Origin of the sequence: Cobetia sp. 29-18-1, assembly GCF_029846405.1 — a bacterium.
In the GTDB taxonomy this organism is placed as follows: Bacteria; Pseudomonadota; Gammaproteobacteria; order Pseudomonadales; family Halomonadaceae; genus Cobetia; species Cobetia amphilecti.
This window is the reverse complement of record NZ_JARWKS010000023.1, coordinates 32,950-59,670: the sequence shown is the minus strand read 5'-3', so window position 1 is coordinate 59,670 and position 26,721 is coordinate 32,950. Positions and strand designations below refer to the sequence as shown.

At 52.8% G+C, this 26,721-nt stretch carries 22 protein-coding genes; 5 read left to right on the top strand and 17 right to left on the bottom strand.

The window, feature by feature from the left end:
- Window positions 1-103: 103 nt before the first annotated feature.
- The 3 genes from QD208_RS15540 to QD208_RS15530 form a co-directional block, all read right to left on the bottom strand.
- Complete coding sequence (locus QD208_RS15540; protein ID WP_279837373.1) at window positions 104-823, bottom strand: lysophospholipid acyltransferase family protein; 720 nt, start codon at window positions 821-823, stop codon at window positions 104-106.
- Between the two features lie 60 nt (window positions 824-883).
- Window positions 884-1,768, bottom strand: coding sequence for a sugar nucleotide-binding protein (locus tag QD208_RS15535; RefSeq protein ID WP_279837372.1), 885 nt, complete (start codon window positions 1,766-1,768; stop codon window positions 884-886).
- 62 nt (window positions 1,769-1,830) lie between these two features.
- Window positions 1,831-4,338 (bottom strand): bifunctional diguanylate cyclase/phosphodiesterase, encoded by a 2,508-nt coding sequence (locus QD208_RS15530; protein WP_279837371.1) that lies wholly within the window; start codon window positions 4,336-4,338, stop codon window positions 1,831-1,833.
- A gap of 939 nt (window positions 4,339-5,277) precedes the next feature.
- Between QD208_RS15530 and QD208_RS15525 the strand changes: the two genes are divergently transcribed.
- Window positions 5,278-6,228 (top strand): DNA-protecting protein DprA, encoded by a 951-nt coding sequence (locus QD208_RS15525; RefSeq protein ID WP_279837370.1) that lies wholly within the window; start codon window positions 5,278-5,280, stop codon window positions 6,226-6,228.
- 10 nt (window positions 6,229-6,238) lie between these two features.
- Window positions 6,239-7,468 (top strand): HAD hydrolase-like protein, encoded by a 1,230-nt coding sequence (locus tag QD208_RS15520; RefSeq protein WP_279837369.1) that lies wholly within the window; start codon window positions 6,239-6,241, stop codon window positions 7,466-7,468.
- A 414-nt stretch (window positions 7,469-7,882) separates the two neighbouring features.
- On the opposite strand, the gene QD208_RS15515 is transcribed toward QD208_RS15520, so the two are convergent.
- Together QD208_RS15515 and QD208_RS15510 are read right to left on the bottom strand one after the other, a co-directional pair.
- Window positions 7,883-8,173 (bottom strand): hypothetical protein, encoded by a 291-nt coding sequence (locus QD208_RS15515; protein WP_279837368.1) that lies wholly within the window; start codon window positions 8,171-8,173, stop codon window positions 7,883-7,885.
- Window positions 8,174-8,872: 699 nt separating this feature from the next.
- The gene (locus QD208_RS15510; RefSeq protein WP_279837367.1) at window positions 8,873-9,001 is read right to left on the bottom strand and encodes a hypothetical protein; all 129 of its coding nucleotides are present in this window, start codon (window positions 8,999-9,001) and stop codon (window positions 8,873-8,875) included.
- A 721-nt stretch (window positions 9,002-9,722) separates the two neighbouring features.
- Here QD208_RS15510 and QD208_RS15505 point away from each other — a divergent pair.
- Window positions 9,723-11,480, top strand: coding sequence for a hypothetical protein (locus tag QD208_RS15505; protein WP_279837366.1), 1,758 nt, complete (start codon window positions 9,723-9,725; stop codon window positions 11,478-11,480).
- Between the two features lie 111 nt (window positions 11,481-11,591).
- Entirely contained in the window at window positions 11,592-12,515 is a 924-nt protein-coding gene (locus QD208_RS15500; RefSeq protein WP_279837365.1) for a hypothetical protein, read from the top strand.
- Between the two features lie 105 nt (window positions 12,516-12,620).
- Here the strand turns inward: QD208_RS15500 and QD208_RS15495 are convergent, their stop codons facing one another.
- The 6 genes from QD208_RS15495 to QD208_RS15470 all read right to left on the bottom strand — a co-directional run bounded on the left by QD208_RS15495 (window position 12,621) and on the right by QD208_RS15470 (window position 20,268).
- Window positions 12,621-13,028 (bottom strand): hypothetical protein, encoded by a 408-nt coding sequence (locus tag QD208_RS15495; protein WP_279837364.1) that lies wholly within the window; start codon window positions 13,026-13,028, stop codon window positions 12,621-12,623.
- Window positions 13,028-15,085, bottom strand: a complete 2,058-nt coding sequence (locus tag QD208_RS15490; protein ID WP_279837363.1) for an integrase — start codon at window positions 15,083-15,085, stop codon at window positions 13,028-13,030. The genes QD208_RS15495 and QD208_RS15490 overlap by 1 nt, the downstream gene beginning before the upstream one ends.
- Window positions 15,078-16,658 (bottom strand): site-specific integrase, encoded by a 1,581-nt coding sequence (locus tag QD208_RS15485; RefSeq protein WP_279837362.1) that lies wholly within the window; start codon window positions 16,656-16,658, stop codon window positions 15,078-15,080. The genes QD208_RS15490 and QD208_RS15485 overlap by 8 nt, the downstream gene beginning before the upstream one ends.
- Window positions 16,648-17,967 carry a site-specific integrase gene (locus tag QD208_RS15480; protein ID WP_279837361.1) on the bottom strand — a complete coding sequence of 440 codons (1,320 nt, stop codon included), beginning with the start codon at window positions 17,965-17,967 and terminating at the stop codon, window positions 16,648-16,650. The genes QD208_RS15485 and QD208_RS15480 overlap by 11 nt, the downstream gene beginning before the upstream one ends.
- A 141-nt stretch (window positions 17,968-18,108) precedes the next feature.
- Window positions 18,109-18,765: a single-stranded DNA-binding protein gene (ssb, locus tag QD208_RS15475; RefSeq protein ID WP_279837359.1), complete on the bottom strand. Its 657-nt coding sequence runs from the start codon at window positions 18,763-18,765 to the stop codon at window positions 18,109-18,111.
- An 87-nt stretch (window positions 18,766-18,852) separates the two neighbouring features.
- Window positions 18,853-20,268 carry an MFS transporter gene (locus QD208_RS15470; RefSeq protein ID WP_054556904.1) on the bottom strand — a complete coding sequence of 472 codons (1,416 nt, stop codon included), beginning with the start codon at window positions 20,266-20,268 and terminating at the stop codon, window positions 18,853-18,855.
- Between the two features lie 207 nt (window positions 20,269-20,475).
- Between QD208_RS15470 and uvrA the strand changes: the two genes are divergently transcribed.
- Window positions 20,476-23,355 (top strand): excinuclease ABC subunit UvrA, encoded by a 2,880-nt coding sequence (gene uvrA, locus QD208_RS15465; RefSeq protein ID WP_279837358.1) that lies wholly within the window; start codon window positions 20,476-20,478, stop codon window positions 23,353-23,355.
- Between the two features lie 185 nt (window positions 23,356-23,540).
- On the opposite strand, the gene rplQ is transcribed toward uvrA, so the two are convergent.
- The 6 genes from rplQ to rpmJ form a co-directional block, all read right to left on the bottom strand.
- The gene (gene rplQ / locus QD208_RS15460; RefSeq protein WP_043334820.1) at window positions 23,541-23,927 is read right to left on the bottom strand and encodes a 50S ribosomal protein L17; all 387 of its coding nucleotides are present in this window, start codon (window positions 23,925-23,927) and stop codon (window positions 23,541-23,543) included.
- 46 nt (window positions 23,928-23,973) lie between these two features.
- Window positions 23,974-24,972: a DNA-directed RNA polymerase subunit alpha gene (rpoA, locus tag QD208_RS15455; protein ID WP_043334822.1), complete on the bottom strand. Its 999-nt coding sequence runs from the start codon at window positions 24,970-24,972 to the stop codon at window positions 23,974-23,976.
- A gap of 74 nt (window positions 24,973-25,046) precedes the next feature.
- A complete protein-coding gene (gene rpsD, locus QD208_RS15450; RefSeq protein ID WP_043334824.1) occupies window positions 25,047-25,667 on the bottom strand; it encodes a 30S ribosomal protein S4 in 621 nt (206 codons plus the stop codon).
- A gap of 12 nt (window positions 25,668-25,679) precedes the next feature.
- Entirely contained in the window at window positions 25,680-26,063 is a 384-nt protein-coding gene (gene rpsK, locus QD208_RS15445; protein WP_043334827.1) for a 30S ribosomal protein S11, read from the bottom strand.
- Between the two features lie 30 nt (window positions 26,064-26,093).
- Window positions 26,094-26,450 carry a 30S ribosomal protein S13 gene (gene rpsM / locus QD208_RS15440; RefSeq protein ID WP_024950672.1) on the bottom strand — a complete coding sequence of 119 codons (357 nt, stop codon included), beginning with the start codon at window positions 26,448-26,450 and terminating at the stop codon, window positions 26,094-26,096.
- Between the two features lie 131 nt (window positions 26,451-26,581).
- On the bottom strand, window positions 26,582-26,695 hold the full coding sequence (gene rpmJ / locus QD208_RS15435; RefSeq protein WP_077373351.1) for a 50S ribosomal protein L36: 114 nt from the start codon (window positions 26,693-26,695) through the stop codon (window positions 26,582-26,584).
- Window positions 26,696-26,721: the final 26 nt, after the last annotated feature.

The window sequence follows — 26,721 nt, the reverse complement described above, 5'->3', positions numbered from 1 at the left end:
GCATCGAGCGTTTTGAGTTCCCAAAGTGTCAACCTATTTCAGGACTAGACACTGTCCGGTGCTCGCTGGCGGGTACCGGATGCATCAGAAGCGCGACAAGCTGTCAGGCGCCGACGCTATCGGCCGCCGCTTCCTCTTCCAGCGGCGGACGCTGGACGCTGGAGATTTCCTGCAGCTTGGCCTCGACCCAGGCCTCGACATCGGCGATCACCGCATCCGGCTTGCGCCCCGCCGTCTCGATGGCCGGACCATAGGCGACATGGATGGTGCCCGGGCGCTTGATCCAGCTGTCGTTGGGCCAGATCTCACCGGCATTGTGCGCCACCGGCACCACCGGCACGCCGGCACGGCAGGCAATCGCGGCGCCGGACTTGTTGAACTTCTTGCGCGTCCCCGGCGCGATGCGCGTGCCTTCCGGGAAGATCAGCACGGTAAAACCGTCCTTGAGGCGCTGGGTGCCCACTGACAGCACCTGCTTGAGCGCCTTGGACGGCTGGGTGCGATCCAGCGGAATCGGTTCCAGCAGTTTCAGCCCCCAGCCGAAGACCGGAATCTTCAGCAGCTCCTGCTTGAGCACGGTGCATAGCGGGCGTTTGGCCACCTGCAGGTAGATGGTTTCCCACTCGCTCTGGTGGTTGGCCAGCAGCACGCAGGCCCCCTCAGGCAAGGCGTCACGTCCAGTCACCTGCACCTTCACGCCGCAGGTCAGTCGGAACCACCACAGCACGATATGGTTGTAGCTATGCAGGACACGGTAGCGCGCCTGTAGCGGAAGGCAGGCCGCCAGCGGCACCAGCACCACGGCGCTGAGCAGCAACGCCATGAAATAACCTACATAAAACAGCACGCTACGCAGCGCATTCACAGGCACAGTCTCCACAGGTCAGATCGAGTCAGGGCGAGATGAGCCGGAGGCGCGCTGCGCGATCCAGTCATCCATCAGGCGGGATAGTTCGAGGCGCCACGGCTTCTGATGCACACCGAAGGTGTCCAGCACGCGGCGGCAATTGAGCACACGCCGCAGCGGCGTACCTGAATTGAGGGTCAGCGCCTTGAGCGGGCCTGCGGCCACCGTCTCGCCCAGCCCCTCGAGACGGGTGATCAACTGGGTACGCACGACACTGACGAAGGCGTAGGTGCTGATCGGCTCGGTGCCGGCCAGATGGTAGGCCCCCCAGGCATCCGCACCGCAGCGCTGCTGCTGGAGCATGCCGATCAGCGCCATCGCCACGGCATCGACACTGGTCGGGCACAGGATGACATCTTCGGCGGCACGCACCTCTTCCCCCGCCAGCAGACGCTCGATCAGCGTCGGCAACCAGGCATCGCGCCCTTCCGGACCGAACAGCGGGCCCAGACGCACGATCAGGTGATCGGGCAGTTCGGCACGGATGCGATCACCGGTCGCGATGACGCGGCGCAGCGCCGTATCGATCGGCGAGGGCACCTCGTCCTCGTCGAGCAAGCCTTCGCCGCCCTGCTCGAACATCTGATCTGCCACGCACCACACCAGCGGTGTGCCGGTCTCGATGCAGGCGGCCAGCACTTGCTCCACCGCCTCGGCATGCGCCATCACCTCGGCAGGTGCGGAATCGGCCGGGCGTGCGAACGGCGGCACGATGACGACATCCGCCTGGCTGGTGCGGATGTCATCGGCACCAATACGGTCAGACTCGACGGCGTTGAGCTCAAGATCGGCGCGCGTACCGGCCGCACGAATCAGACCCAGGCCAAGACAATGCCCGGCATCTAGCAGCAAGAGTTTCACAGGCAGGCTCCAGCAAACAGGCGCATCGCCGCAAGAGGCGACGATGCAAAGGTGTCATTCTATCAACCTTGCAGACTGGCTGCAGGCCCGTTGTTACGTGGAGTGATGGAGATCAAAGGGGCGCCGATCGGGTGAGGGCGACCGATGCCGTAGCCTTGCACGAAGTCGACACCGATCAGCTCGAGGGCGGGGATCAGCTCAAGACGCTCGACATATTCCGCCACCGTGATGATGCCCATCTGGGCACAGATGCCACAGATGGCGGAGACGATGGCGGCGTCGAGGCTATCGCGAGTCAGGTTGCGCACGAAGGCGCCGTCGATCTTGAGCTGATTGACCGGCAGCTCCTTGAGGTAGGCAAAGGACGACATGCCGCTGCCGAAGTCGTCCAGGGCGAAGCTGCAGCCAAGCCGGCGCATGCTGTAGATGAACTCGCGCGCCTGGGCCAGATTGCTGATGGCCGCCGTCTCGGTGATCTCGAAGCACAGCCGCTGTGGCATGACGGAGCTTTGCGTGACCAGCGCCGCCAGCTGATCGCGCATGCGCAGGTCACCCATGCTCTGGCCGGAGAGGTTGATCGCCAGCACGGCATCCGATTCGATGCGGCCATCATCGGACTCCAGCACCTGCAGCGCCTGGGTGACGACCCAGATATCAATCTCGGGCATCAGGCCGAATCGCTCCGCCGTCGCCATGAAGTGCGCCGGGGCCAGGTGCTCGCCCGAGTCGTTGACGTAGCGCAGCAGTACCTCATAGTAGGGCTTGCTGGTGGCATCACTCAGCGAGCGGATCGGCTGGATATACAGCGTGAAGCGGTCATTCTCCAGCGCCTCGTGCAGCAGCGGCAGCCATTGCACCTCGCGCTGGGCACGCTCGAACCCCGCATCTCCGTCATGGTAGGCATGTACCTGATTGCGCCCGCTCTGCTTGGCCATGTAGCAGGCACCATCCGCCTGACGCAGGACTTCGGAGGCCTGGACACCGCCCTCGACCGGCGCGACCCCAATGCTGACGCCCAACTGGAATGGCCGCCCCTCATCGTAGTAGCGATAGGCACTGACGGCCGCGCACAGCGCTTCGGCACGCTCGATGGCCTGCTCGCGAGAACAGCGATAGAGCAGCACGGCGAACTCATCGCCCCCCAGGCGTGCCAGTACATCCGTTTCCCGCACCTGAGCTCGCATCAGCGCGGAGAGCTCGCGCAATACGGTGTCTCCGGCCGCGTGACCGCAGGTGTCGTTGACCACCTTGAAGAAGTCGAGATCCAGGTACAGCAGCTGGTGAAAGCCGCCATCGCCCAGCGCCGCGGTGAGAGCGTCATCGAAGGCGGTGCGATTGTGCAGGCCGGTCAGACTGTCGTGATGCGCCTGGAAGTTGAGGCGCCGAATCATGGCCTGGCGATAGCTGATGTCGCGGAAGACCAGTACGGCCCCCTCGACATCTCCACTGCGACGCCGCACGGGCGAGGCCTTGAGCTCCACGGCACATTCACTGCCATCACGTGCCACCAGCAGCGTCTGGCTGGACATGTGCACCACTTCGCCACGCTGCAAGACCCCTTCCAGCTGGCTGGCAACCGACTGCAACGTACCTTCATGGCGCAGCTGCAAGATGCGCGCCCAGGGGCGCCCGCGGGCCAACGACGGGTCCCAGCCACACAGTTCGGCAGCGATGGGATTGATGTGCTGGATATGGCCCTCGCGATCGAGGCTGATCACTCCTTCATCGATGGAATCCAGCATGACCGCCACCTGATCGCGCTCATGACGCAGCTCCCGGGTCCGATACTCCAGCAGGCCATCAAGACGCGAGCGGTAATGGCGACTACGACGCATGCGCTGCTCGGCACTGATGGCCAGGAGTGCCAGCCCCAACACGGCCAGGGTCGCGATCGCGATGGCCAGGGCCAGCCACAGATTCTGCCCGGAGTTCATGCCCACCCCGGCGGGAGAGATGATGGGCGTGGTCAGCGGTATCATCTCCATCGCCGCCATGCCGATGTAATGCATGCCGGCGATGGCAAGACCCATCGCACCGGCCGCCAGGGCCTGATAGATGCGATTGGGGCGGCGCTGGCGCAAGAAGAAGCCTCCCAGCCACAGGGCCGCCGTCGCGGCCACCACCGCCACCACGATAGACACCGCGAACAGCAGCGGGTCATAGCGGTATGGCATGTGCATCTGCATCGCCGCCATGCCGGTGTAGTGCATCGTGGCGATGCCGCCGCCCATGATGGTCCCGCTGGTCATCAACAGCATCGGCGTCAGGCGTGGCAACGTATTCACCCAGAGTGCCAGCCCCGAGGCCAGCATCGCGATCAGCACCGACAACGCCGTCAGGCCGGGCGCATAGGTGACCGAAGCCGGGCTTTCATACGCCAGCATGCCGATGAAATGCATGGCCCAGACACCCAGCCCCATTGCCACGGCTCCGCCCACCAGCCAGCCGAGGCTGGTGGCGCGCGAAGGGGCCAGCGCGACCTGACGAATCAACTGCAGCGCTGCATGTGAAGCCAGCACTGCAACCACGATTGACAGGGCGACCAGTGGATAGGAATAACTGCCATGCATGAATAACCTCAATCATCAGGGGCATGCCACAGTCGGCAAGATAGGGGCGGAAATCCGACAACGGCGTCATGTCGCCAGCACCCCCTCTGGAGTACCACGACAGGCTTCTCAGGCCATGGATTGCCACCCGACAACACTGGCAGTCCAACGGCGAGATACCAAGAGAATACGGCCATGAAGCGTTTTTTGCACAACGCTCGTTTGCAACGCATGTATGAGCCGCAATGGACTGGCACTCAACCTCCCTTACGCGCGGCACTAGCCACTGGATGTCGCGCTCGGAATCATTTCTCATGATCGGCGATAATTCATGAAAAACAGTCGCTTACATAAAAAAATATCGCGAACATCTCATGGTTGATTCAAAAAAAAGCCCTCGCTGAACGAGGGCCTTTTCATCGTTATCGCTTGCGCGTTCTATCGGCGCACAGGCGAAAAACTTTATTCAAAACGGTTGTGTATATCTAAAACTCATAAAAAAAACCAGTTTAGAATAAATCTTTGAATATACGGGGAAAATTTCAAAAAATCCATGAAATGTCAACCTCTGACCGATTTTGGTTGATAAAACGCTGCTGGCAGAGCCTCCCCTTTCGATCCAGGCTGAAGCCGTGCGTCATCGCCTCCTCTGTACGCAAGCTCGGGGACCAAGCAGAACTAAGTCAGCCCCTTTTTTCTTTACATTTTGCCCCGAAGGTGGTAATGGCCAGAGTGCACCGAATCAGGAAAAAGCAGACATACGCACCAATCTCCCACTGCTACGTACAGTTCTGAGCATGCTAGTCTCAGGTGACCCGATGTAGAAAATAGATATTGAACGCAGAAATAAAGAGAATTCAAAATGCTAGCACCGCTGATGGCAACAAATAGGGAAGACTTAAAATGGGTCTAAAATAGAAAGCAAACACGGGCAATTACTAGAGCAGCTATAGGGTAACAATGAATACAGAAGATTGGAAAAATGAGGCCATAGCGTTTCTCGCAATAGCTTCTTTGGAAAATTCGGATTACTGGAGAATGTATAACTTAAGCAAATTAGGTGAAAGCTATACGTACATACTAAAGCAAAAGCCTTATGATGAGAATAAATCTATACTCAATTTTGAATTCACAAAAAAAGAATGGGACTTTCAAAAGCAAAATCTGTGGAAAAAAGGACAATCGATAGCACGACAACTTGCGCATAATGGAATAAGATTAATTTTCCCCGAGCAAGAAGAATTTCCTGAGAAGCTCAAGACAATACCAACACCACCAAAATGGCTATTTGTACAAGGCAACACATATAACTTATCGACAAAGTCTGTAGCGATCGTTGGTACTCGCAAGCCTTCTGAAGAAGGTGTTTTTATGACAAAGGTTTTAATGTCAGGCTTATGCTTGAAAGATATTGTAACCGTAAGCGGCCTTGCTGTTGGTATAGATCATATAGTGCACATGGAGTCCATACATTACGACATACCAACTGTAGCTATACTAGGCTATGGTTTCGACGAGGAGTACCCAAAAGGAACACAGCAAACTAGAGATGAGATACTAAGGAATGGTGGCACTATCATATCTGAGTATCTTCCATGGCAGAAAGGGAGTGCACAAACATTTATTAGGCGTAACAGATTACAGGCAGGATTAGCCAATTCTCTTATCCCAGTCGAGTGGGATATAAAATCTGGCACTGCGCATACTGTAAAATTTGCGAGTGAGTTCAATAGAAAAATATACTGCATCTACTTGCCTAGAACCAAGTTAATAAGACCTGAGATAGCTTATTCAGAGAATAAATATAATGCAGCTTCCTATGTATTACCGAATCAAATCAGTGAGCTACTAACGGCGGTGCAACAAGATCACAACAACGAAGACAACAAACAAATTCCATTTAAAATATAAAGAGAGGATGATGGAAGTGCCAAGAATTAAAGGTGTGATCTTAAGCGTAGAAGATGTCCTATTTCCTATGGGGAAGAGTGATCACAGAGCACTTTTTGAGGAAATAGAAAAGTTAATTAATTTCTTTAAATCTAGAGGAATTGTTTTTACAGTACTTACAAATAGAACATTTAGAATTGGTAGTGACCCACTTGAAGATAGATTAAAAGAACATTGGGGGGACTTTCCATATTTTTGTACAAGTAAGAACCCTCGCATCCCTAAAAAGCCCCAAGCAGCGTCCACTGCCTATGTATTAGAACAACTTGATTGGAGGCAAGAAGAAGTAATTTACATCGGAGCATCAGATAGCGATATGAAAACAGCTGTCAATGGTAACTTACTCTTTCTACGAGCAACATGGTGGAATACTAAAACCGATTATGGCTTTGAATTTGACAGCCCAAAGGACATAGCACGGTATATTGATACATTCTGCCTACGGGAGCACCATTGGTGTCACGAAATTCATGATCAAGACTTTCACTTTTACGCACTGGCTCCCTTTAGTACATTTAAAGAAGAGCATACCCTTTACTCAGCTGATGCAAGGAGTGCAGCGAAGAATGGAAAAGGCCATCCAGATTTTTGGGTAGGTGCGTTAGTGTCAAGCATTTACTTTAGCGGATTATACAAAGAAATAAATTATATAACTTCATATCCTGGCCATAGGCCTGGCTCAGGCAATAGTGTCATGGATGAAGCGGTAGCAATATTTGGCAAATGCTTCCGCATTAACTACATACCCGACTTGATTATTAGGCATACACAGTCAACTAAATCACAGACAGCTAGAAAAACTGGGATAACGATTGGACATGAGAACCAGCTTAATACAATACATTTAAATCCGACACCACGAAAAAACTCAAACAGCTGTTATAGTAGCTCGCCGATGAAAATGGGTAAATGTGTACTTGTAATAGATGATTTTTGTACTCGTGGATATAGCCTAGAGAGCGCAAGAGCCTATCTTAAAGAAACAGGGGTCAAGGTTATAACTGCATCCTGGCTAAAAACTATTAACTCAGATATTGAGACCTTGGCGGATCTAGGAAGGTTTGATCCTTATCAACCAAATACTTTCGAAGACATAACATTAGGTAAAAAATACGTTTACCGGGACAACATAGTTAATATCCATGCTCCTGATGAATTAACAAAGCAGTTTAAAGGTTATGAAGGGTGGGATTGGAATTGATAGAATAAACATTCAAAAAGAGCCTGAACTATCAGGCTCTTTTTGTTTCCTCACATTTCTTTACCGCTCACTCGATCTACACATACCAACTTTTCATGCTCGAGTGAAGGATTGTCTCATGATCGGACTGTGAAATTGAGCTTTACCTAATAATTCATAGGCATTACAAATACTTATTGCCCTCTGCAATAATTGAGAAATAACTTTTACAGATCATATCTAATACGCCTGGACACTGCCTTTCTATTTCACTACTGCTTGAAGATTTGGGTATAGCGCCATCATTAACAACACAGTCACGAATTACAATCGATAAAAGACTGTTCCTTATATCGTATTGATCGGAAACAACTCTATAAAGCTTGCTATATACTTCTTCTTTTGTCATTTTATTGCCTCTAGATTATACTCTGATCAAGATAAAACCCCAAATTGCTTCAGCAAAATAGCTTGAGGAAAGTTGTAAGTAACATATTTACCCTGCCCTAAAACTTGGTAGTTGTTATTTTGTGTTTTCACAATAGATGACTCTTCGTCTATAGATAATATAGGTGACGTGAAAACATAATCGTCTTTATCAAATCTACCGGTTTTATCTAACACTACAATCCCATATAAATACCTTCCTTTAACCTCATTGTCATCCACAGAGATAATAAGCCAATCCTTAACGCTACAATCGTACGGTTGTCTATTGTTAGTCATTGCTAGTTATCCTAATTAGTTTCCCATAAACTATAGTACTTGCAGTTCGTGAAAAATCAATTAGCTAGAAAACAAAATTCAAACAATTAATTTTTTGAAAACAACTCGTTCACCTGAGGTAAATACAAAATTAATTAGTTATGCACCAATCTCGAGCCAAAATCGGTTGAAGGAGCCTAAGAAATTCTTAATAAACGAAAAATTAAATACCGAAAGTGAAAAAAGTTAGTTTTTCAAAGCATCTCCCTTAGACCAATTAACTAGAAAAAAGAGAACTATATTAGCCACATCTCTATCATCGGACACTGATATCTCGTGCGGCTAAGCGTACCTGGACCCAGAACTCAAGCAATAAGCGCAGCACCTGGGGTATCCAGGCCTCCTGTGTATTCCCCCAGAGACACCTGCTTCGGTGTCCGATATCCGAGTAGCTTTTGAGGACGGTCATTCAGCTTTATGGCCTCTTTGTGCAGCTGGGCATCGGTGGTCTAGCGGAAATCCGTTACTTTAGCCGTATGAGGCCATTGGTGCTCTCGTTGGTCCCACGCTGTCCGGTGCAGTAGAGGATCACAGAAGTAGATCGCCGCCTTCACGGTCTTGGCCACTGCTTCGTGGCTAACAACTTCCGAGCCCTTGTCCAGGCTGATAGCCTGGATTGCTCCGCGACTCGGCTTGAATAAGCTAATCATAGCGCTTGCGTCAGCCGCCGATCTCACGGTAGAGCGTATCGATCTCCTCCTGGGTCTTCTGGGCGGCTTTACTGGGGCTCTTGCTCTCGAAGATGCCGGTGGCGTTGTCCAGTAGTTCGAGTTTCCACTGACTCACCATGGTTGGGTGGATCTCGAAGCAGGCTGCGATATCCGACGTGGTCTGTTTCCCCTTGGGGCGGTAAGGGCTACCTTGGCTCTGAGCTCACTGCTGTACTGTCGACGTTTCCTGCTCAGGATAAAGCTCTCCTGGCCGGTCTGATCAGAGCTTAGCGCCTAGTCCGAATTTCGGGGTCCACTTCAGATCATTCTGGGCATTCGTGAGCTAAAAAACTCATTCCCTTCCTATGAGCAAAGTCTTGGCCTAGGGTGAATGGCTTTGCCCCCACTCCTCTACTCCGCCCTAGGCAGCATTGGCTCGCCTATATATATGCCACCCTCATCGTGACGAGACTGACGTACCGACCTGGAGCAATGGTTTTGTGGCATCGCCCTATCTAACGACTTATCCTTATAGTGAAAGAAGAAGACCAATATACAAAAATACATTCGGTGGAGCTATAGTAAAGGCCTACACTGGAAAGAAACTTACCTAACAAGATGAAATTGACGAAAGATGGCGCCTACCAGGCGTGCCATCGGGCGGTAGCGTGGCGAAACCGAAATGCTGGTCTATTATTGCTATGCATAAACTACGACAACGCATGCCATCCGTATTTCATTCAAGGTGAGAATGGCAAGCCGTAAATAAATTGTATAAATTAAATGCTGATGAGAGAGGCCTCAACGGGCTATATAGAGTATATTTTTGAATATAATAAACATATATTGGGAGACGAACAATGAATCAAGAATGGATTCTTCAAAAGAAGGAAACGCGTCGGACATATTCAACATCAACATGGGTACCGTTGCGAGCATCCGTTTATAATGGAGCGGGAAATTCCCGAAATGTTGAATATACTTCGGAGTACTTTGGCTGTGGTTCTGTAGCTTTCCCTCCACAGCATAGAGAAATAGCCGAAAAAGCCAGCTGGAGTAGTATTGGTATCAGTAGCACACCTCAACCTTATGCCTACGAAGATGGTTGTTATTCTACAATTGAACAGTACGAATGGAATGACAAAGAACCAATCGGAGTTCATCTTGTTTTTGAACATCCACAGCCTGTAGTGGGCGGCAACTTATGGATACTAAATCCTGATTTGATTGTGGCGTTACGGCTTATAAAAGAAGGCAACAATTGGGTAAGGCCAGAGGAAAATTTTGTAATAGTGGCTAGAGAAGTTTTCGATGATGAAAGAAATCCACACAAGATTGAAATCAAAAGAGAGTTTCTTCTCGATTATTTAGCAGCCAGGAATTTATCTTTGAAACTATCGTACTATCGGCAAAGAGTCGAAAATGTAGAGACACTCGAGAACAGTGAATATGCAGGACTCGAAAAACACGAAGAAGAGAGAGATGGCGGCCAATATAAACTGCTTATACGTGAACTGAATGATATTTTTGGTGGTAAATGGTCATTATTTCGTACTTGGCGAACAGACGTGGATGAAGAGGAAGACGCTCCTGTAATGGGACCTGAAAGAGACGATAATACTGACTATGAAACCTCTGAAGGGACTATAAATGGTTATCATGGTATACGGGTGGAGGGCGAGTTTTGGCGAGATGAATGGATTGACCATAATGGTTTAAGTAAGAGAGTTAGGCAAGATGTGGATGAAAACTTGCCCCGATTCATAGTAGAAACCGATAGTACACGAATGGAGTCATCTGAACTTAACGATGAAGATGTTGGAAGGTGGCTGTGGTTTCGTTCAAATATTATTAATGAACTGCTGGGGCTCCGCGGATTTTCGCTTGAATGGTATACAGCCGAAACAGGAGCGATTCACTCTACTTCCGGTCATCGGACTCACTTTGGAGTAAACTCGGCGGATTTAATTACAGTATATGCTTATGATATCGCCCGCCTCCCTTCTTGGGAGCAACACTTATGGGCCGGGCAAAACGTAGTCCCAGAGGGCAAAATTTCAAGTGAATTGTTTGACTCTCAAACAAAAGCACAACCGGCAGCAACACACGCTGTAGAGGAAATGCTTCTTGGTGTAATCAACATGCTTGAAAAATCATTCAAACAAAGGTTCAAAGCCCCTCTTTTTTCACATGATTTTGATCATACAGATGCTTTAAATAAAATAAATCGATTCCAGAGTAAAGATAGAGCATCACTACTAAGGTTAGCAAAAGAAATTATTCGGATATTCTCTGACCGACTTAATGTCAAAGAATTGCGAAAATTATCGAAGCACCGCGAAAAGGATAAACTTGGTTCGAACAAGCTACTGCAAGAAATACTATCTCAAAAAGTTGGAAGTGAAGAGGCTCATAAAATCTTTGGAGCAATTGTGGGTGCTTATGATATGAGATTAGGAGACGCGCATCCGACAAGTTCAAAGATCGATCAAGCCTTAACACTTGCGGGAATTAATAGCGAAGCCTCATATTTAAAACAAGGGGAGGCGTTGATTAACAATTTTGGCTATTCAATATGGTCTATTCATAACGGATTATTTAACACACCAGAAAAATAGCAGTCTACCAGACAGCATTAACAGCTGCTATAATAAAATATCTATCGCTCAATCCTATGTAGAAATAGCAAGTGTCATCAACAGGTCAAAGAATACGGGCCCAAAGCCAATATGATAACTAATAAGCCTGCGCCAGATGAGTTCAAAAACTTAAGCGTGCAGTATTTAGCTCAATCAGTAGACCTATTACTGAAGACAGAAATGGCTCTTACACAAGGAGATTGGGGAGCCGATGAAGTGCTTGAAGAAGAGTGGGAGAATCGACAGGGCATACTCGGAAATTCATTGATAATGCTCTTTCTATCTATAGAAAATTATTTTAAGTATAGGATATGTAAAGTTGATCCACTGCTCTTAATTGCGGGAGAGCCATCAAGATGGGGATTAAGTAAAGGTAATAAAAACTTTGAGGATCTATTCATACATCAATTTGATGACTTACTCGTTATTTATCAAGAAATAACAGAAGAAGGAATAGATTTAGGCGTGAAGCAGAGATTGAATGAATTGCGAAAGAAACGAAACAAATATACTCATGGATTACATCGAGCTATTTTAAACCCAAAATATATTATCGAGTCGACTGCTATATATTTGACGAGCTTGTGGGAAGAGAATTGGACAAGAGACTTTAAATCAGCAATGTTAACGGAGCCTCTTTATGGCCTTACAAATGAAGAGGAAGAGCAGATGATGTTGCTATCCTACTTCAAAATATTTGAGAAGTACTTGACTGCCAATGAACTAAGAAAGTTGATAGGCATGCCAAGTACTGGACGAAGGTATCTTTGTCCGTATTGTAAAAATTGCTCTATCGAATCAGGAATAACTGTAAACCCAAATTATGCACTATTGGTGCCAAATAAAGCAGAATCAGAAACTATTAATTGCTGGTTATGTGAATGCCTTATTGATGTAAAGAGAAGTAGCTGCATATTAACAGAATGTCATGGTAATGTTATTTATGCTAAGGATACGCACTATGAGCATACTAGTAACTGCTGTCTCACATGTGGTTCAGCACAAAACAGATAAAAAGCTAAAAAGCTAAAAAGCTAAAAAGCTAAAAAGCTAAAAAGCTAAAAAGCTAAAAAGTGAAATCATAGCACTAGTGAAGTTCCTCTAATTTTAACATACCTTCTATTTACGATTCACTCTCGGCAAAGGCGAATCAAGATTTAACCGTGACATGTCTAAATTCTGTGAATAAGCGTTATATTGCCAGCGTCTGAATTGATCTAACAGCAGATTATTAGTCTTCTCTAAGCGCTTGACCTCAGCCTCCAAGGCAGAAATGCGTTTATTTGCTGCTTCTAGAGTAAAATCTCGAGGAGAAGAGCTCACATTTTCCCTGATAGATTGTTGGCGCTCTTTGAAAGCACTCTTGATAACGGGATATTGATACATCGTATGCTTTGATATAGACGAAATACCTAACACGATAGCCATATGCTCACAGAATAGAGGCCATGTTAGCTTTCCTTGCCAGCGATCCAACTCCCTAAGAATTTTAGGTAGAGTAGATGAAGTTACTATTTTCTTGGGCATTACGAATCTCCTAAAGTCGGTTGAAAGGCAATGGGCTTTACTAAAGGATCGCTAACATAATCATAGGTAATATCCAATGACCTTAACGTCCGCTCAATAGCCGAGGGGTCATGTTCATTAGGTATGCTTGCAAGCGTGCCATCAGGCACACCTGGTTGCTCAAGTGTTATGCGCATAGCACGCACATTTGCCAGCTTCCACTTGTGGTTATCTACCCATCGGTCAGCACCAAAAATGCCGTCTTGGTGAGCCACTGTCGCAAGCTTGAGCAGCTCTTCCGTCTGATCTTCAAGCCGCTTGATGCGTTCGAGAGTGACATGATCACCTTTTACGCACACATGCTCTTTGCAGGTCATACACTCCATCTGTTTCTGACAGGGAGCCATTGCATAGTCGTGCGTACACATACCATAGAGGGTTGCTTTCGCCGTACCCAAGCGATCGATGCCTAGCTCTCTATAGGTGACGGGAGCCTTTCCTCGAAACCGTTCGAGGACACTGGGCTTCTCTGCATGCAACAATTTTTGGACTGTGTTGAATTTTTCTTCGGGGGTACGGTGATCGTAGTATCGGTTATCGCTCACCCGTGCACGGCCTGCCCATTGTGCGAGCGTATAGTCATCCATTCCAGCACGCTCTGACATAGTACTTAGCCAGTGTCTTAATTGATGGCTAGTTAATACAATCGGCGTGCCATCGACCTCTCGAAGCTCAAACCGTTCAAACAAGGACCTTCGACTGTTACTATTCTTTGACTGAATACGACTATTCACTTCAGTAGTAGTAGGTAAACGCCACGAAAATGGCTTCGCTTTAAATGTAGAGTGAAACTCGCCCTCACGATGAAGACACAATGCATCCCATATAAAAACTTTATCTAAACTACTTGAGTAAGGCCACTCTATACCACAATAGGTATTGAATATAAAATCTGCCAACCGTCCATATGTTACTTTATTGTCTATCACTAACTTAGAAAGCCACTTCCGCCCCCCTATCGATGCCCACCGTACGTTCCCATTACTGTCAATGACATTACCTTTAATAGATGATAATGCTAATATCTCACTTAGATCTTCAGGGGAAAGCTGTTTGTCTCTCTGGCTATTGGGGAATATGTCCACCCCCGCGTTACCCATAATTCGACCAGGGTTATTATACGCGAATTTTGCAGCTATACGTGCTGGTTCGCCAATCACGGTAAGGCGCCGCACTGCCTCCTCCACCACACTATGCATAGCGGGTATGATCCACTTTTTCATATTCCCCTTACCCTTCGCAGCATACCAACGAAGAAACATCTGTTGCCTCCCCTGACTGTCTTCCTCCCAACCTATGCAATTCACAGGCAACGCAAGCACCTCAGAAATACGGCTAGGAGCAACCATAAGTAGCACCATGATGCTAGAGAAGTATTGTGTCTCTACATCATCTGCATTAGCAAATAGGTCAGCTACCATAAGCATAGCTTGATGTGAGGGCATTTTTGATGCCCTATGGTTACTACCATCTTCATCAAGAGCTTCATTTAAAATCTTAGGCTTAGCAAAAGGGGATTTCCACTGAGGGAGAGATGACACTAATTTGTACTTGATACAAAATTCGCAAATTTTTTGAATTTTCAACCCAGTTTTATGCTTCACATCCGAATTGGAAAAATACTCTCGACACTTATCAGCACTGACATCCAATACTACCTGATTCAGAAGAGAGATATCCGCCTTGCCATGCACATATAGCAATGCAGCTTCAAGACACCGAAGTGCATGCAAATCATACATGACCGACACTACTGGCCGGTGACTGAAAGTATAGCGAATGTAAGCCTTAGCAAACTGTTTATACGGTTCAGATAACGGCGTATAGGTATAGGAACTAAGCGGCTTTGTCTTTGTTGCGAATACTGCAACAGTTTTGCCTTGCTGCCACCGGTCATTATTCCACCCACCGCCCTCTTCAAAGGCCGTCAGCTTCTCTCTGGCCAGACAAATAAAATCTTTCAGATTCTGCTTTGCATCTGATTCTACTCGAGGGGCAAATTGGATTATATCAGCCATCATCTCTCTCCATATTTGACTCCTCGGTTAGCACATCACTCCGCTCTGCTCGCTCACACAAAGATACGCAATGCTCGACAGCCAGAATCAACTGATCGTTTGCCTGCACAACCAGCTCATCACATCCAGCCTCTTGTGAGCGACGCTTCTCCTCATGAAGCTCCACGAGTACCTCTTTGTGCGGGCCTTCAACCCAAGGCTGGAAATGATGGCAGGTATAGCAAGCACGATATCCACTGGCGCAAAAGCCATAGTTACCACAAGTACCAACTGCTTCCTGTCGATGATTCGGTACTCGACTTCTCGGATCACTTCCTCGTATAGCCTCACGCTCTGACCAAACCAGTGTCCCCATACAGGCCTGAGCAAACGGTGCCAATTGAGCTCCTACCAATTCATCGATGATGACCGCTTCCTGGGCTGTGTTCTCGCAGTAGACCTGTACATTCTGCGTATCCGTATGGTCTAGCAATTCTGCAATCACCTGCGCTCCAAAACCTTCTCGGCGGAGTTTTGTTCCTCGGGTATAGCGGAAGCGCGTTGCCGACAAGCGAATAAACTCGCCAGTACGTTCTGAGCGAGCTTGTGACAATCGAGATAAATTTCTGAGTCCCCGTGCAAGTTGAGCTGTAGTCGCATGGAGCGTATCAGGACGAGCTCCCATCAGAAGCTCTGTAACATCAATAGCATCCGATATGTATTTCAACGCTTTAGGGTTGATAAAGATAGGTATCTCATCATAGAGATCGGAACCTAGTTTATGACCAATTACTCTCTCTACTTGAGAAACTGATTCTAGGTGCAAGTGCTTGAGCACTTGATATAAATCTTCAATAATAGCCAGAGTGCGAAAGGAATGTCGAAACCTAACTCCTCTTTGCTTGGCACGGGGTATGCGTATCTTATGTTGTGATATGTCGCATGATGCTCCCTTGAGAAGGTCTTTGCCACGTAAAGCTGCAATCTGTACGGGCCTCCTAGCAGTCATAGTCAGTGTCAGAAAATAGGCATATTCACTTAAACTAACTTCCTTTTGGGCTGCTGCCATATTTGCCCAATTCAACAGGGATTGGATTTCCAGATCTGTTAGAGGGCCTGTTTCGGGGCAAGAAATTATTACTGCCTTGCCTTTCTCATACCCCTGTATCCGCCACTCCTGCAACAATTTGGCAACGTCTTTCTCAACCCCAGGGAAGCCATAATCGTGCCACGCTAACAGGAAGCCCTTGAGCCCTCCGATATTCCATTGCCCTTCCTTTTTCAAGCTCGAGCGCCAGTTTAGTAGTGCCTCAGCCGATACAGAGTTCGCTCCAGTATCGTGAAGAAATTTCTTAAATCGGTTAGTCATGTTATAAGCATGCAGGGCAGAGAACTCTTCCGCATATCTGCATAACGTAGCGCGAAAACCACTCTGCGTTGGCTCCGGAAGCTCTGCCGCCTTTCCTAAGTAAAGAGTAACGTCCTTATTCAACTGCCAGCGATTATCATCTAGATAAAATACATAGCCATCTTTTGATACAGATTTCTCGTCAGCTGATCTCTCTTGAGGCCATTCCTTAGTGTTAGTACTCATTCTCACCTCTCGAAAGATCAGTCGATATCATTCCCGCCTGTAGTGCTCGAATAGCCCTATTAGCCGTTTCACGAATATGACGTTGGTTGTAGGCTACACCAGACTCTCGGCTTCGATGTCCATTCAAGATCGCCCGCATATCCAACTCTTGAGCCTCACTAATAGGCTCAAGCATCGCGTATTTCGCACTACCACTACGCGCTTTCCTGTTGTGCTCATCGATTTTCTGAGATAACTCATAGTTGAAGTGATGCCGGAAGGCGTGTGGATGGATTGCGGAAAAGGTGGGGTCAACCTGACGCATCTTGCGCATGATCTGAGTGCCAAGGGCCGCAGCAGACAGCGGGTTGCCATATCCAGGCCCTTTCTTGTGCGACACAATCAGGTACGGGTGCCGTCGCGCCGGTGGAATGCCTGCTCGAACGTTCAGGATGTAGTCCTGAATTTGATCTGCAAGGGCCCGCGGCAACGGTAAAGCACGCTCGTTGGTCTTGGGGACCCCCTGATAGGGACGAGGGTCACTGATATCGTCCTGATTGCGGCGTAACCAGACCAAGGGCTCATTACCGAACTCAATGAAGTCTGTACGGACGCTCAGCAGCTCACCACGTCGCATTCCCGTATGCCTCAGCAACCCAAACAGGATCGCATTGCGCAATCTAACGCCTGGGTCGCGGAACGGGTTGTGAGGATGATCGACAGCGGACACGGCCATGAAGCGATCGATGAGTTCTGAGGGAGGAGACTTGTCATGAGGATCACCGTCCGAATACCCCATGAGCCCACGCGGCCGATGGTTACGAATGCTCGTCACCATCTTCTTGATCGCATCCGAATCGTCGCTACTCTGCTTATGCTGAGTCAGTACGGTTGCCAGAAACTCGAGATACTCGGCCAAGGTGGTCATTCGATTGAAGTGGTGTGAGGCACAGATCGATGCCTGTGTACCGCTTTGCCCCACGTGCGCCTCAAGGAAAGCATGAATCGATGCGGCCCCCCTTCGCGGTTTTACTGTTTTCAAGTCGCGTGTGTCGCGTTTCATGAAGTCCCGTAGGGATAGAACATCGGGGAGAGACAAAAAGCGAGACTGGGAGAATTCAGTGATCAGGTCCCTCCGGCTGTAAGCCTCCCACAGTAGTAGAACGAGGATGTCGGCGAGCTTGTTCCTGATGGTGTTGACCGCAGCACCCGCGTTACGCAGACGCACCGTAGTGAACAGCGTCGGATAGAACATCGGAACACCGCTGTCATCCAGCAGGAACGGAGCACGCTCCCCTCCCTCTAGGACCCTGATCGTGAGTGTCGACATCGCTCCCTCTTTTCTCTACCTTTTTTTGAGTGTAGTACTAGTAAATCTTTTCTCCACTTTTTTTTGCGCACAAAAAAGGCAAGCCACTTAAGAATCAGTGACTTGCCCATAACATCATCTACTACAAGCTAGAGGGATTCCCTAGAACGGGATTTCATCATCGAAATCATCGAAGCTGCCCGCGGGCGGCGCACCGAAATTGTTGTTCTGGGAGTTGTTCTGCTGGGCAGGCTGCTGGCCAACGAAGTTGTTGCCCTGCTGAGGGGCCGGCTGCTGACCACCGAACTGCCCGCCTTGCTGAGGGGCTGGCTGCTGACCACCGAACTGGCCACCTTGCTGCGGGGCCGGCTGCTGACCACCGAACTGGCCACCCTGCTGGGGTGCTGCGGCCGGTTGCTGGCCGCCCTGCTGAGGCGCCTGCTGCGGGCGACCACCAGCGAAGTTGCCGCCGCCACCTTCACCACGCGTATCCAGCATCTGCATGTCGTTGGCCACGATTTCGGTGCTGTAACGGTCATTGCCGTTCTGATCCTGCCACTTGCGCGTCTGCAGGCGACCTTCGATATACAGGCGTGAGCCTTTCTTGACATATTGCTGGGCCACTTCAGCCAGCTTGTTGAACATCACCACACGGTGCCATTCGGTACGTTCCTGACGCTGACCGCTCTGGCGATCATTCCAGGTGTCCGTCGTCGCGAGGTTCAGGTTGCACACCGCACTACCGGACGGGGTGAAGCGAACTTCCGGGTCTTGACCGAGATTACCGATCAGAATGACCTTGTTTACGCCACGAGCCATGAAGATTACTCCTGCAAATAGACCGGCGCGCCATGGGCACCGGAGAAGGTATCGAGTGCACCGGCAATGTGTTGCCGATGTCAGGGTTCAGCTGGCAGGCACTTCCGCGCCTGCCGGAGTTTCGTCATCACGCTGGCGAGTGAAGCGGGCCAGCGCCTTGTCATCCAGTGTATCGCGTGTGACCTTGAGATAAGCGACCCGTTCCTCACGTACCACGAGCGCCTCTTCCACGCCGGCGATCGCCAGCAGGCGTGTCTGCAGCTCGACGGCCGACAATTGCGCGGCCTCGGGTGACAGGCCGATCACTTCACTGCCCAGATGTCGCGGCGGTTGCATGCCCCACACCACGGCCAGCCACAGAATGGCGACCAGCCCCATGGCGAAGAACACGCCGCTCAGACCGAAATGCCCGGTCAACCAGCCGCCCCCGACACCGCCCACGAAGGCGCCCAGGAACTGGCTGGTGGAATAGACCCCCATCGCCGTACCCTTGGCACCGGCCGGGGCCAGCTTTGAGATCATTGACGGCAAGGTCGCCTCAAGCAGATTGAAGGCGACGAAGAACAACCACAGCAGGCCGAGGAACATCGCCAGCCCCGCATGCTCGATGCCATCGACTCCCAGCAGCAGCAAGCTTGTCGCGATGGTCGCGACGGCCCCCAGGAAGACGGGCTTCATGCGCCGATACTTCTCGGCCACGATGACCAGCGGCAGCATGGCGACAAAGGCCAGCCCCATCAATGGCAGGTAGATCCAGCCATGATGCGCGGGGGCGATGCCGAAATTGACCAGCTGCTGGGGGATGGCCACGAAGCAGGCGGTCAGGATCATGTGCAGCGCAAAGATCGACACATCCATGCGCAACAATGCGGAATTCGCGAGGATACCCTTGAGCTGGCGCCTATCAAGCCCCACATCCTGATGTTGACGCCTGGGCGCAGCTGGCACCAGCTTCCAGAGCACGAACAGGCTCGCGACGGCCATCACGGCGGTCAACCAGAAGACCCCCGACAGGCCGAAGGCATCTGCGGCCAGTGGCCCTGCGACCATCGCCAGCGCGAAGGCGACCCCGATCGACATGCCGATGGAGGCCATCGCCATGGTGCGAACCTCCTCCCGGGTCTGATCGGCCAGCAGTGCCATGATCGCTCCCGCCACGGCGCCGCTGCCCTGCAGACAGCGTCCAAGGATGATCATCTCGATGCTGTCGGCCGTCGCCGCGACCAGCGAGCCCAGAATGAACAACCCGAGCCCGAAGCCGATCACGGCCTTGCGCCCCAGTCGGTCTGACAGCCAGCCGAACGGAATCTGCAGCAATGCCTGGGTCAGCCCGTAGCCACCCAGCGCCACACCGACCAGTGTCGGCGTCGCTCCGGCGAGGTCACGGGTATAGAGCGCCAGCACCGGCAACACCATGAACAGCCCCAGCATGCGAGTCGCATAGAGGCTGGCAAGGCCGACGATGGCGCGGCGTTCCGGCGCGAGCAGTCGAGAGGTTTTCATGGGCGGCGACGGGCTCCGGAGCATGACAGTCAAGAAGAGGGAGGCCGACCACGTGGGTCGCCGAGATGTGACATCCAACGGTGGTCGCCCACCAATGGACTGCATATTCTAAGGCCCGCTTGGCGGCTTTGAAAGCATGCAGCCTTTGCCGGGTGTTTCACCCGCGCCTTATAATCGTTGCTTTTATCGACGCAGCCCGAGGTGGCAATGGACAGGATTCAGGTGAGGGGTGCGCGCACCCACAACCTCAAGAACATCGATGTCGAACTGCCGCGTGACAAGCTGATCGTGGTGACCGGACTTTCCGGTTCCGGCAAGTCATCACTTGCCTTTGACACTCTCTATGCCGAGGGACAGCGGCGCTACGTCGAATCACTGTCCACCTACGCACGTCAGTTCCTGTCGATGATGGAAAAGCCGGACATCGACCATATCGAAGGCCTGTCACCGGCGATTTCCATCGAACAGAAATCGACCTCGCACAACCCGCGTTCCACCGTCGGTACCATCACCGAGATCTACGATTACCTGCGCCTGCTGTATGCACGCGCCGGTACGCCGCGCTGTCCGGACCACGCGATCGATCTGGAAGCCCAGACCATCTCGCAGATGGTCGATCAGGCGCTCGCCCTGCCGGAAGGCAGCAAGCTGATGCTGCTGGCTCCCGTGGTCAGTGGCCGCAAGGGTGAGCACCTCCAGCTGTTGTCAGAGCTGCGTGCCCAGGGCTTCGTGCGGGCACGCATCGACGGCGTGATCGTCGAGCTGGATGACCTCAAGCCGCTGGAGAAGAACAAGAAGCATGACATCGACGTCGTCGTCGATCGCTTCAAGGTGCGCGAAGACCTCAAGCAGCGTCTGGCCGAATCCTTCGAGACCGCGCTGAATCTGGCCGACGGCAGCGCACGCCTGCACTTCATGGATGGCGAACAGAAAGACCTCGTCTTCTCCTCGCGCTTCGCCTGCCCGGTGTGTGGCTATGCGCTGGCCGAGCTGGAACCGCGCCTGTTCTCCTTCAACAACCCGGCGGGCGCCTGCCCGACCTGTGACGGCCTCGGCGTGAAGCAGTATTTCGATCCCGACAAGCTGATCAGCCATCCTGAGCTGTCACTGGCCGAAGGCGTCATCAAGGGCTGGGACCGCCGCAGTGTCTACTACTTCAGCCAGCTGCAGGCCGTTGCCGAGCATTACGGCTTCGCGCTGGAAGCGGCCTGGGAGTCGCTCAGCGATGAAGCGCGTGACGCCGTGCTCAACGGCAGCGGCCGCGAGGACATCGCCTTCAGCTACGTGAATGACCGTGGCCGCAAGGTGACCCGCGAGCACCCCTTCGAGGGCGTGCTGCCCAACATGGAGCGCCGTTACCGCGAGACCGAATCCAACATGGTGCGCGAGGACCTCGCCCGCTATCTGGCGGTCCAGCCATGCCCGAGCTGCGACGGCTCGCGCCTGCGCCGTGAAGCGCGCAACGTCTATGTCGATGACCGCACGCTCTCCGAGGTCGTGCGTCAGCCGATCGGCGAGGCGTGGGAAGAGTTCGGCAAGCTGAGTCTGCCGGGACGCAAGGGCGAGATCGCCGCCAAGATCGTGCATGAGATCCAGGCGCGCCTCGAGTTTCTCGTCAATGTCGGCCTCGACTATCTGACCCTGGAGCGCAGCGCCGACACCCTGTCCGGCGGTGAGGCGCAGCGTATCCGTCTCGCCAGCCAGATCGGTGCCGGCCTGGTCGGGGTGATGTACATCCTCGATGAGCCGTCCATCGGCCTGCATCAGCGTGACAATGATCGCCTGCTCAAGACGCTGATCCATCTGCGCGACCTGGGCAACACCGTGATCGTGGTCGAGCATGATGAGGACGCGATTCGCGCCGCCGACCACGTGCTGGATATCGGCCCGGGCGCCGGCGTGCATGGTGGCGAGATCGTCGCCCAGGGCACGCCGGAGCAGATCGAGGCCACGCCTGGCTCATTGACCGGGCAATACCTGAGCGGCGAGCGCGAGATCGCCGTGCCGCCCTACCGCCTTCCGGCCAACCCTGACAAGGTGCTGCGCCTGACCGGCGCCACCGGCAACAACCTGCAGGATGTGACGCTGACGCTGCCGACAGGCCTGCTGACGTGCATCACCGGGGTCTCGGGCTCAGGCAAGTCGACGCTGATCAATGCCACCCTGATGCCGCTGGCGGCGCGTGAGCTCAATCGGGCCACCACCCTGACGCCCGCGCCCTACGGCACCATCGCAGGGCTGGGCCTGTTCGACAAGATGGTGGATATCGACCAGAGCCCCATCGGGCGGACGCCGCGCTCCAATCCGGCGACCTATACCGGCATCTTCACGCCGATTCGCGAGCTGTTCTCCGGCACCCAGGAAGCACGTGCCCGCGGCTACAAGCCGGGCCGCTTCAGCTTCAACGTCAAGGGCGGCCGCTGCGAGGCCTGTCAGGGCGACGGCCTGATCAAGGTCGAGATGCACTTCCTGCCCGACATGTACGTGCCCTGCGATGTCTGCAAGGGCAAGCGCTACAACCGCGAGACGCTTGAGGTGCAGTACAAGGGCAAGAACATCCACGAAGTGCTGGAGATGACCATCGAGGAGGCGCTGGAGTTCTTCTCGCCGGTTCCGGCCATCGCCCGCCGCCTGCAGACGCTGATGGATGTCGGCCTCTCCTACGTCCGCCTCGGCCAGAGCGCGACCACGCTGTCCGGCGGTGAAGCCCAGCGCGTCAAGCTGGCGCGTGAGCTGGCCAAGCGCGATACCGGCAAGACGCTCTATATTCTCGATGAGCCGACCACCGGTCTGCACTTCGAGGATATTCGCCAGCTGCTGGTCGTGTTGCACCGCCTGCGCGATCACGGCAACACCGTGGTCGTGATCGAGCACAACCTGGATGTGATCAAGACCGCCGACTGGCTGATCGACCTCGGCCCGGAGGGCGGCTCAGGCGGCGGCCAGATCATCGCCGAAGGCACGCCGGAGCAACTGGCCACGCAGGAGATCTCGCACACCGGTCGCTTCCTGGCCCCGCTGCTGGAGCGCCAGAAAGCCACCAGTGCCACCGCGAGCAACAAGAAGAAGGCCGAGACCAGCAGCTAAGGCACTGGATCACGTCCCTTCCGCTCCTCTGACTCACCTCGCCCCCAGCACACTCTCAACACACCTCGGGGCGAGGTGAACCGTTCGGCAAATGACACGGGCGTGTCACCCGGCCAACTGCCAGGCATAAAAAAAGGCCAACCCGCGAGGGTTGGCCTTTTCTTGTGGACGAAGCAAGCCGAAGCTTACTCTTCGCCCGCTGCCTCGGAGGCAACCGGGCGATCGACCAGCTCGACGAATGCCATCGGGGCATTGTCACCGGCGCGATAGCCGCACTTCAGGATGCGCAGGTAACCGCCCGGACGGGAGGTGTAGCGCGGGCCGAGCTCATTGAAGAGCTTGCCGACCGCTTCCTTGGAGCGCGTGCGAGAGAACGCCAAACGGCGGTTCGCAACGGTGTCCTGCTTGGCCAGGGTGATCAGCGGCTCGATATGACGACGCAGTTCCTTGGCTTTCGGCAGGGTAGTCTTGATGACTTCGTGCTCTACCAGAGAGATGCACATGTTCTTGAACATGGCTTCACGGTGAGAGCTGGTACGGTTCAGGTGACGACCACTCTTACGATGACGCATGGTTGTGATTCCTTACCAGTCTGGGGCTTGAGCCGACCGGGCTTCCTTAAGCGGAAGCCTTGTCGTCCTTCAGGCTTGCGGGCGGCCAGTTTTCCAACCGCATGCCGAGGGACAGACCACGCGCGGACAGCACGTCCTTGATTTCATTCAAGGACTTCTTGCCGAGATTCGGGGTCTTCAGCAGCTCAACTTCGGTGCGCTGAATGAGATCACCGATGTAATAGATATTCTCGGCCTTGAGACAGTTCGCACTGCGAACAGTCAGCTCAAGATCGTCTACGGGACGGAGAAGGATCGGATCGATTTGATCTTCCTCTTCTTCGACTTCCTGTTCCTTGTCTGCTTCCAGATCAACGAAGGCGGCCAGCTGCTCCTGCAGGATAGTTGCGGAGCGGCGGATCGCTTCTTCCGGATCCAGTGTGCCGTCGGTTTCCAGGTCGATCACCAGCTTGTCGAGGTTGGTGCGCTGTTCAACACGCGCAGCCTCGACGGCATAGGAGACCCGACGAACCGGGGTAAAGGTCGCATCCAGCTGGAGGCGGCCAATGGCACGTGATTCGTCATCAGCAGAGATGCGAGCATCTGCCGCTTCGTAGCCGCGGCCACGAGCGATCTTGAGCTGCATCTTCAGCTCGCCACCATCATTGAGGTGAGCGATGACGTGATCCGGATTCACGATTTCGAGATCGTGGTCGCCAGCGATGTCGCCAGCAGTCACGATACCCGGGCCCTTCTTGTTCAGCGCCAGCACAGCTTCGTCGCGACCATGCATCTTGATGGCCACGTCCTTGAGGTTCAGCAGGATTTCGATTACATCCTCCTGCACCCCTTCAATGGCGCTGTACTCGTGCAGAACGCCTTCGATCTCAGCTTCCACGACGGCACAGCCGGGCATGGAAGAAAGCAGGATGCGACGCAGAGCATTCCCCAGGGTGTGGCCGAAACCACGCTCGAAGGGTTCGAGGACGATTCGCGCGTGATGGGCGCTGACTTCCTCGACCTTGATATCGCGAGGACGGAGAAACTCTGTCACTGAGCGCTGCATAAGAACACCTTTAAGGCTGCCAAACGGATAATCTGGGTACTCCAGCCGGGCCGACGAATCGGCCCGGCGTTACATTACTTGGAGTACAGCTCGACGATCAGGTTTTCGTTGATATCGGCAGACAGGTCGCCACGCTCGGGGACAGCCTTGAAAGTGCCTTCCATCTTCTTGGAGTCGACGTCGACCCAGGAGACATCACCGCGGTTGGCAGCGAGTGCCAGAGACTGCTGGATGCGAGCCTGGTTCTTGGCCTTCTCACGAACGGTGACCACATCGCCAGCCTTCACTTTGAAGGAAGCAACGTTGACGGTACGGCCGTTCACGGCGATCGCCTTGTGGCTGACCAGCTGACGTGCCTCGGAACGCGTGGAGCCGAAGCCCATGCGGTAGACGACGTTGTCGAGACGAGTCTCGAGGAGCTGGAGCAGAACCTCACCGGTCGCACCCTTGAGGCGAGCGGCTTCTTTGTAGTAGTTGCGGAATTGCTTTTCCAGCACGCCGTACATGCGACGTACCTTCTGCTTTTCACGCAGCTGCAGGCCGTAGTCTGAAAGACGCTGACGGCGCTGGCCATGAACACCCGGGGGTTGTTCGGATTTGCACTTCTTCTCGAACGGAGTCACGCCACTCTTCAGGAAGAGGTCGGTGCCTTCACGACGAGACAGTTTGCACTTCGGTCCAATATAACGAGCCATGAGTCTGTCTCCTTAAACGCGGCGTTTCTTCGGCGGACGGCACCCATTATGCGGGATGGGGGTCACGTCGGTGATGCTTTGCACGCGGAAGCCTGCGGCATTGAGAGCACGCACGGCGGACTCACGACCCGGACCCGGGCCCTTGACCAGCACGTCGACGTTCTTCACACCATATTCGGCTGCAGCGGTCGCTGCACGTTCACTTGCGACTTGCGCAGCGAACGGGGTGCTCTTGCGAGAACCACGAAAACCCGAACCACCGGCAGTTGCCCAGGAAAGAGCATTGCCCTGGCGGTCTGTGATCGTCACGATAGTGTTGTTAAAAGAGGCGTGGATATGCGCGATGGCATCCACTACCTGCTTTTTAACCTTCTTGCGCTTACTCGGGTTAGCCATTAGATGTTTCCTGTCTAAACGCCAGTTCGTTTACTTGCGAATCGGTTTACGCGGACCTTTGCGTGTACGTGCGTTGGTCTTGGTGCGCTGACCGCGCAACGGAAGACCACGACGATGGCGCAGGCCACGATAGCAACCGAGGTCCATGAGACGCTTGATGTTCAGCGTGATCTCACGACGCAGGTCGCCTTCGACGGTGTACTTACCCACCTCGGCACGAACCAGGTCCAGTTGTTCAACAGACAGATCAGCGATCTTGACGCTCGGTTCTAAACCGAGAGCGGCGCAGATCTGCTGTGCACGCGTACGGCCAATCCCGAAGATATAAGTCAGCGAGATCGCCGCGTGCTTGTTGTCCGGGATATTGACGCCAGCAATACGGGCCATCAGTTTTCTCCGAAAGGTTAGCGGCGGATTTTACATCCACAAAGGGCGCAATAGCATACCCCTTGATCCCATTGGGAACAAGGGGGTATGCCAGCACCCGAGCTTGTATTCAGCTAAGCGGGTCGAGGGAATTAACCCTGACGCTGCTTGTGGCGGGGCTCAGTGCAGATGACCCGCACTGCGCCACGACGCCGAATGATCTTGCAGTTACGGCAAATTTTCTTGACGGAAGCTCGAACTTTCATCGTTCTCTCCAGTTTGCTAACAGGGG

Coding starts and splice junctions, on each gene's coding strand:
- QD208_RS15540 (WP_279837373.1), bottom strand. CDS start 823: ATGGCGTTGCTGCTCAGCGCCGTGGTGCTGGTGCCGCTGGCGGCCTGC.
- QD208_RS15530 (WP_279837371.1), bottom strand. CDS start 4,338: ATGCATGGCAGTTATTCCTATCCACTGGTCGCCCTGTCAATCGTGGTT.
- QD208_RS15525 (WP_279837370.1), top strand. CDS start 5,278: ATGAATACAGAAGATTGGAAAAATGAGGCCATAGCGTTTCTCGCAATA.
- QD208_RS15520 (WP_279837369.1), top strand. CDS start 6,239: ATGGAAGTGCCAAGAATTAAAGGTGTGATCTTAAGCGTAGAAGATGTC.
- QD208_RS15515 (WP_279837368.1), bottom strand. CDS start 8,173: ATGACTAACAATAGACAACCGTACGATTGTAGCGTTAAGGATTGGCTT.
- QD208_RS15510 (WP_279837367.1), bottom strand. CDS start 9,001: ATGGTGAGTCAGTGGAAACTCGAACTACTGGACAACGCCACCGGCATC.
- QD208_RS15505 (WP_279837366.1), top strand. CDS start 9,723: ATGAATCAAGAATGGATTCTTCAAAAGAAGGAAACGCGTCGGACATAT.
- QD208_RS15500 (WP_279837365.1), top strand. CDS start 11,592: ATGATAACTAATAAGCCTGCGCCAGATGAGTTCAAAAACTTAAGCGTG.
- QD208_RS15495 (WP_279837364.1), bottom strand. CDS start 13,028: ATGCCCAAGAAAATAGTAACTTCATCTACTCTACCTAAAATTCTTAGG.
- QD208_RS15490 (WP_279837363.1), bottom strand. CDS start 15,085: ATGGCTGATATAATCCAATTTGCCCCTCGAGTAGAATCAGATGCAAAG.
- QD208_RS15485 (WP_279837362.1), bottom strand. CDS start 16,658: ATGAGTACTAACACTAAGGAATGGCCTCAAGAGAGATCAGCTGACGAG.
- QD208_RS15480 (WP_279837361.1), bottom strand. CDS start 17,967: ATGTCGACACTCACGATCAGGGTCCTAGAGGGAGGGGAGCGTGCTCCG.
- ssb (WP_279837359.1), bottom strand. CDS start 18,765: ATGGCTCGTGGCGTAAACAAGGTCATTCTGATCGGTAATCTCGGTCAA.
- QD208_RS15470 (WP_054556904.1), bottom strand. CDS start 20,268: ATGAAAACCTCTCGACTGCTCGCGCCGGAACGCCGCGCCATCGTCGGC.
- uvrA (WP_279837358.1), top strand. CDS start 20,476: ATGGACAGGATTCAGGTGAGGGGTGCGCGCACCCACAACCTCAAGAAC.
- rplQ (WP_043334820.1), bottom strand. CDS start 23,927: ATGCGTCATCGTAAGAGTGGTCGTCACCTGAACCGTACCAGCTCTCAC.
- rpoA (WP_043334822.1), bottom strand. CDS start 24,972: ATGCAGCGCTCAGTGACAGAGTTTCTCCGTCCTCGCGATATCAAGGTC.
- rpsD (WP_043334824.1), bottom strand. CDS start 25,667: ATGGCTCGTTATATTGGACCGAAGTGCAAACTGTCTCGTCGTGAAGGC.
- rpsK (WP_043334827.1), bottom strand. CDS start 26,063: ATGGCTAACCCGAGTAAGCGCAAGAAGGTTAAAAAGCAGGTAGTGGAT.
- rpsM (WP_024950672.1), bottom strand. CDS start 26,450: ATGGCCCGTATTGCTGGCGTCAATATCCCGGACAACAAGCACGCGGCG.
- rpmJ (WP_077373351.1), bottom strand. CDS start 26,695: ATGAAAGTTCGAGCTTCCGTCAAGAAAATTTGCCGTAACTGCAAGATC.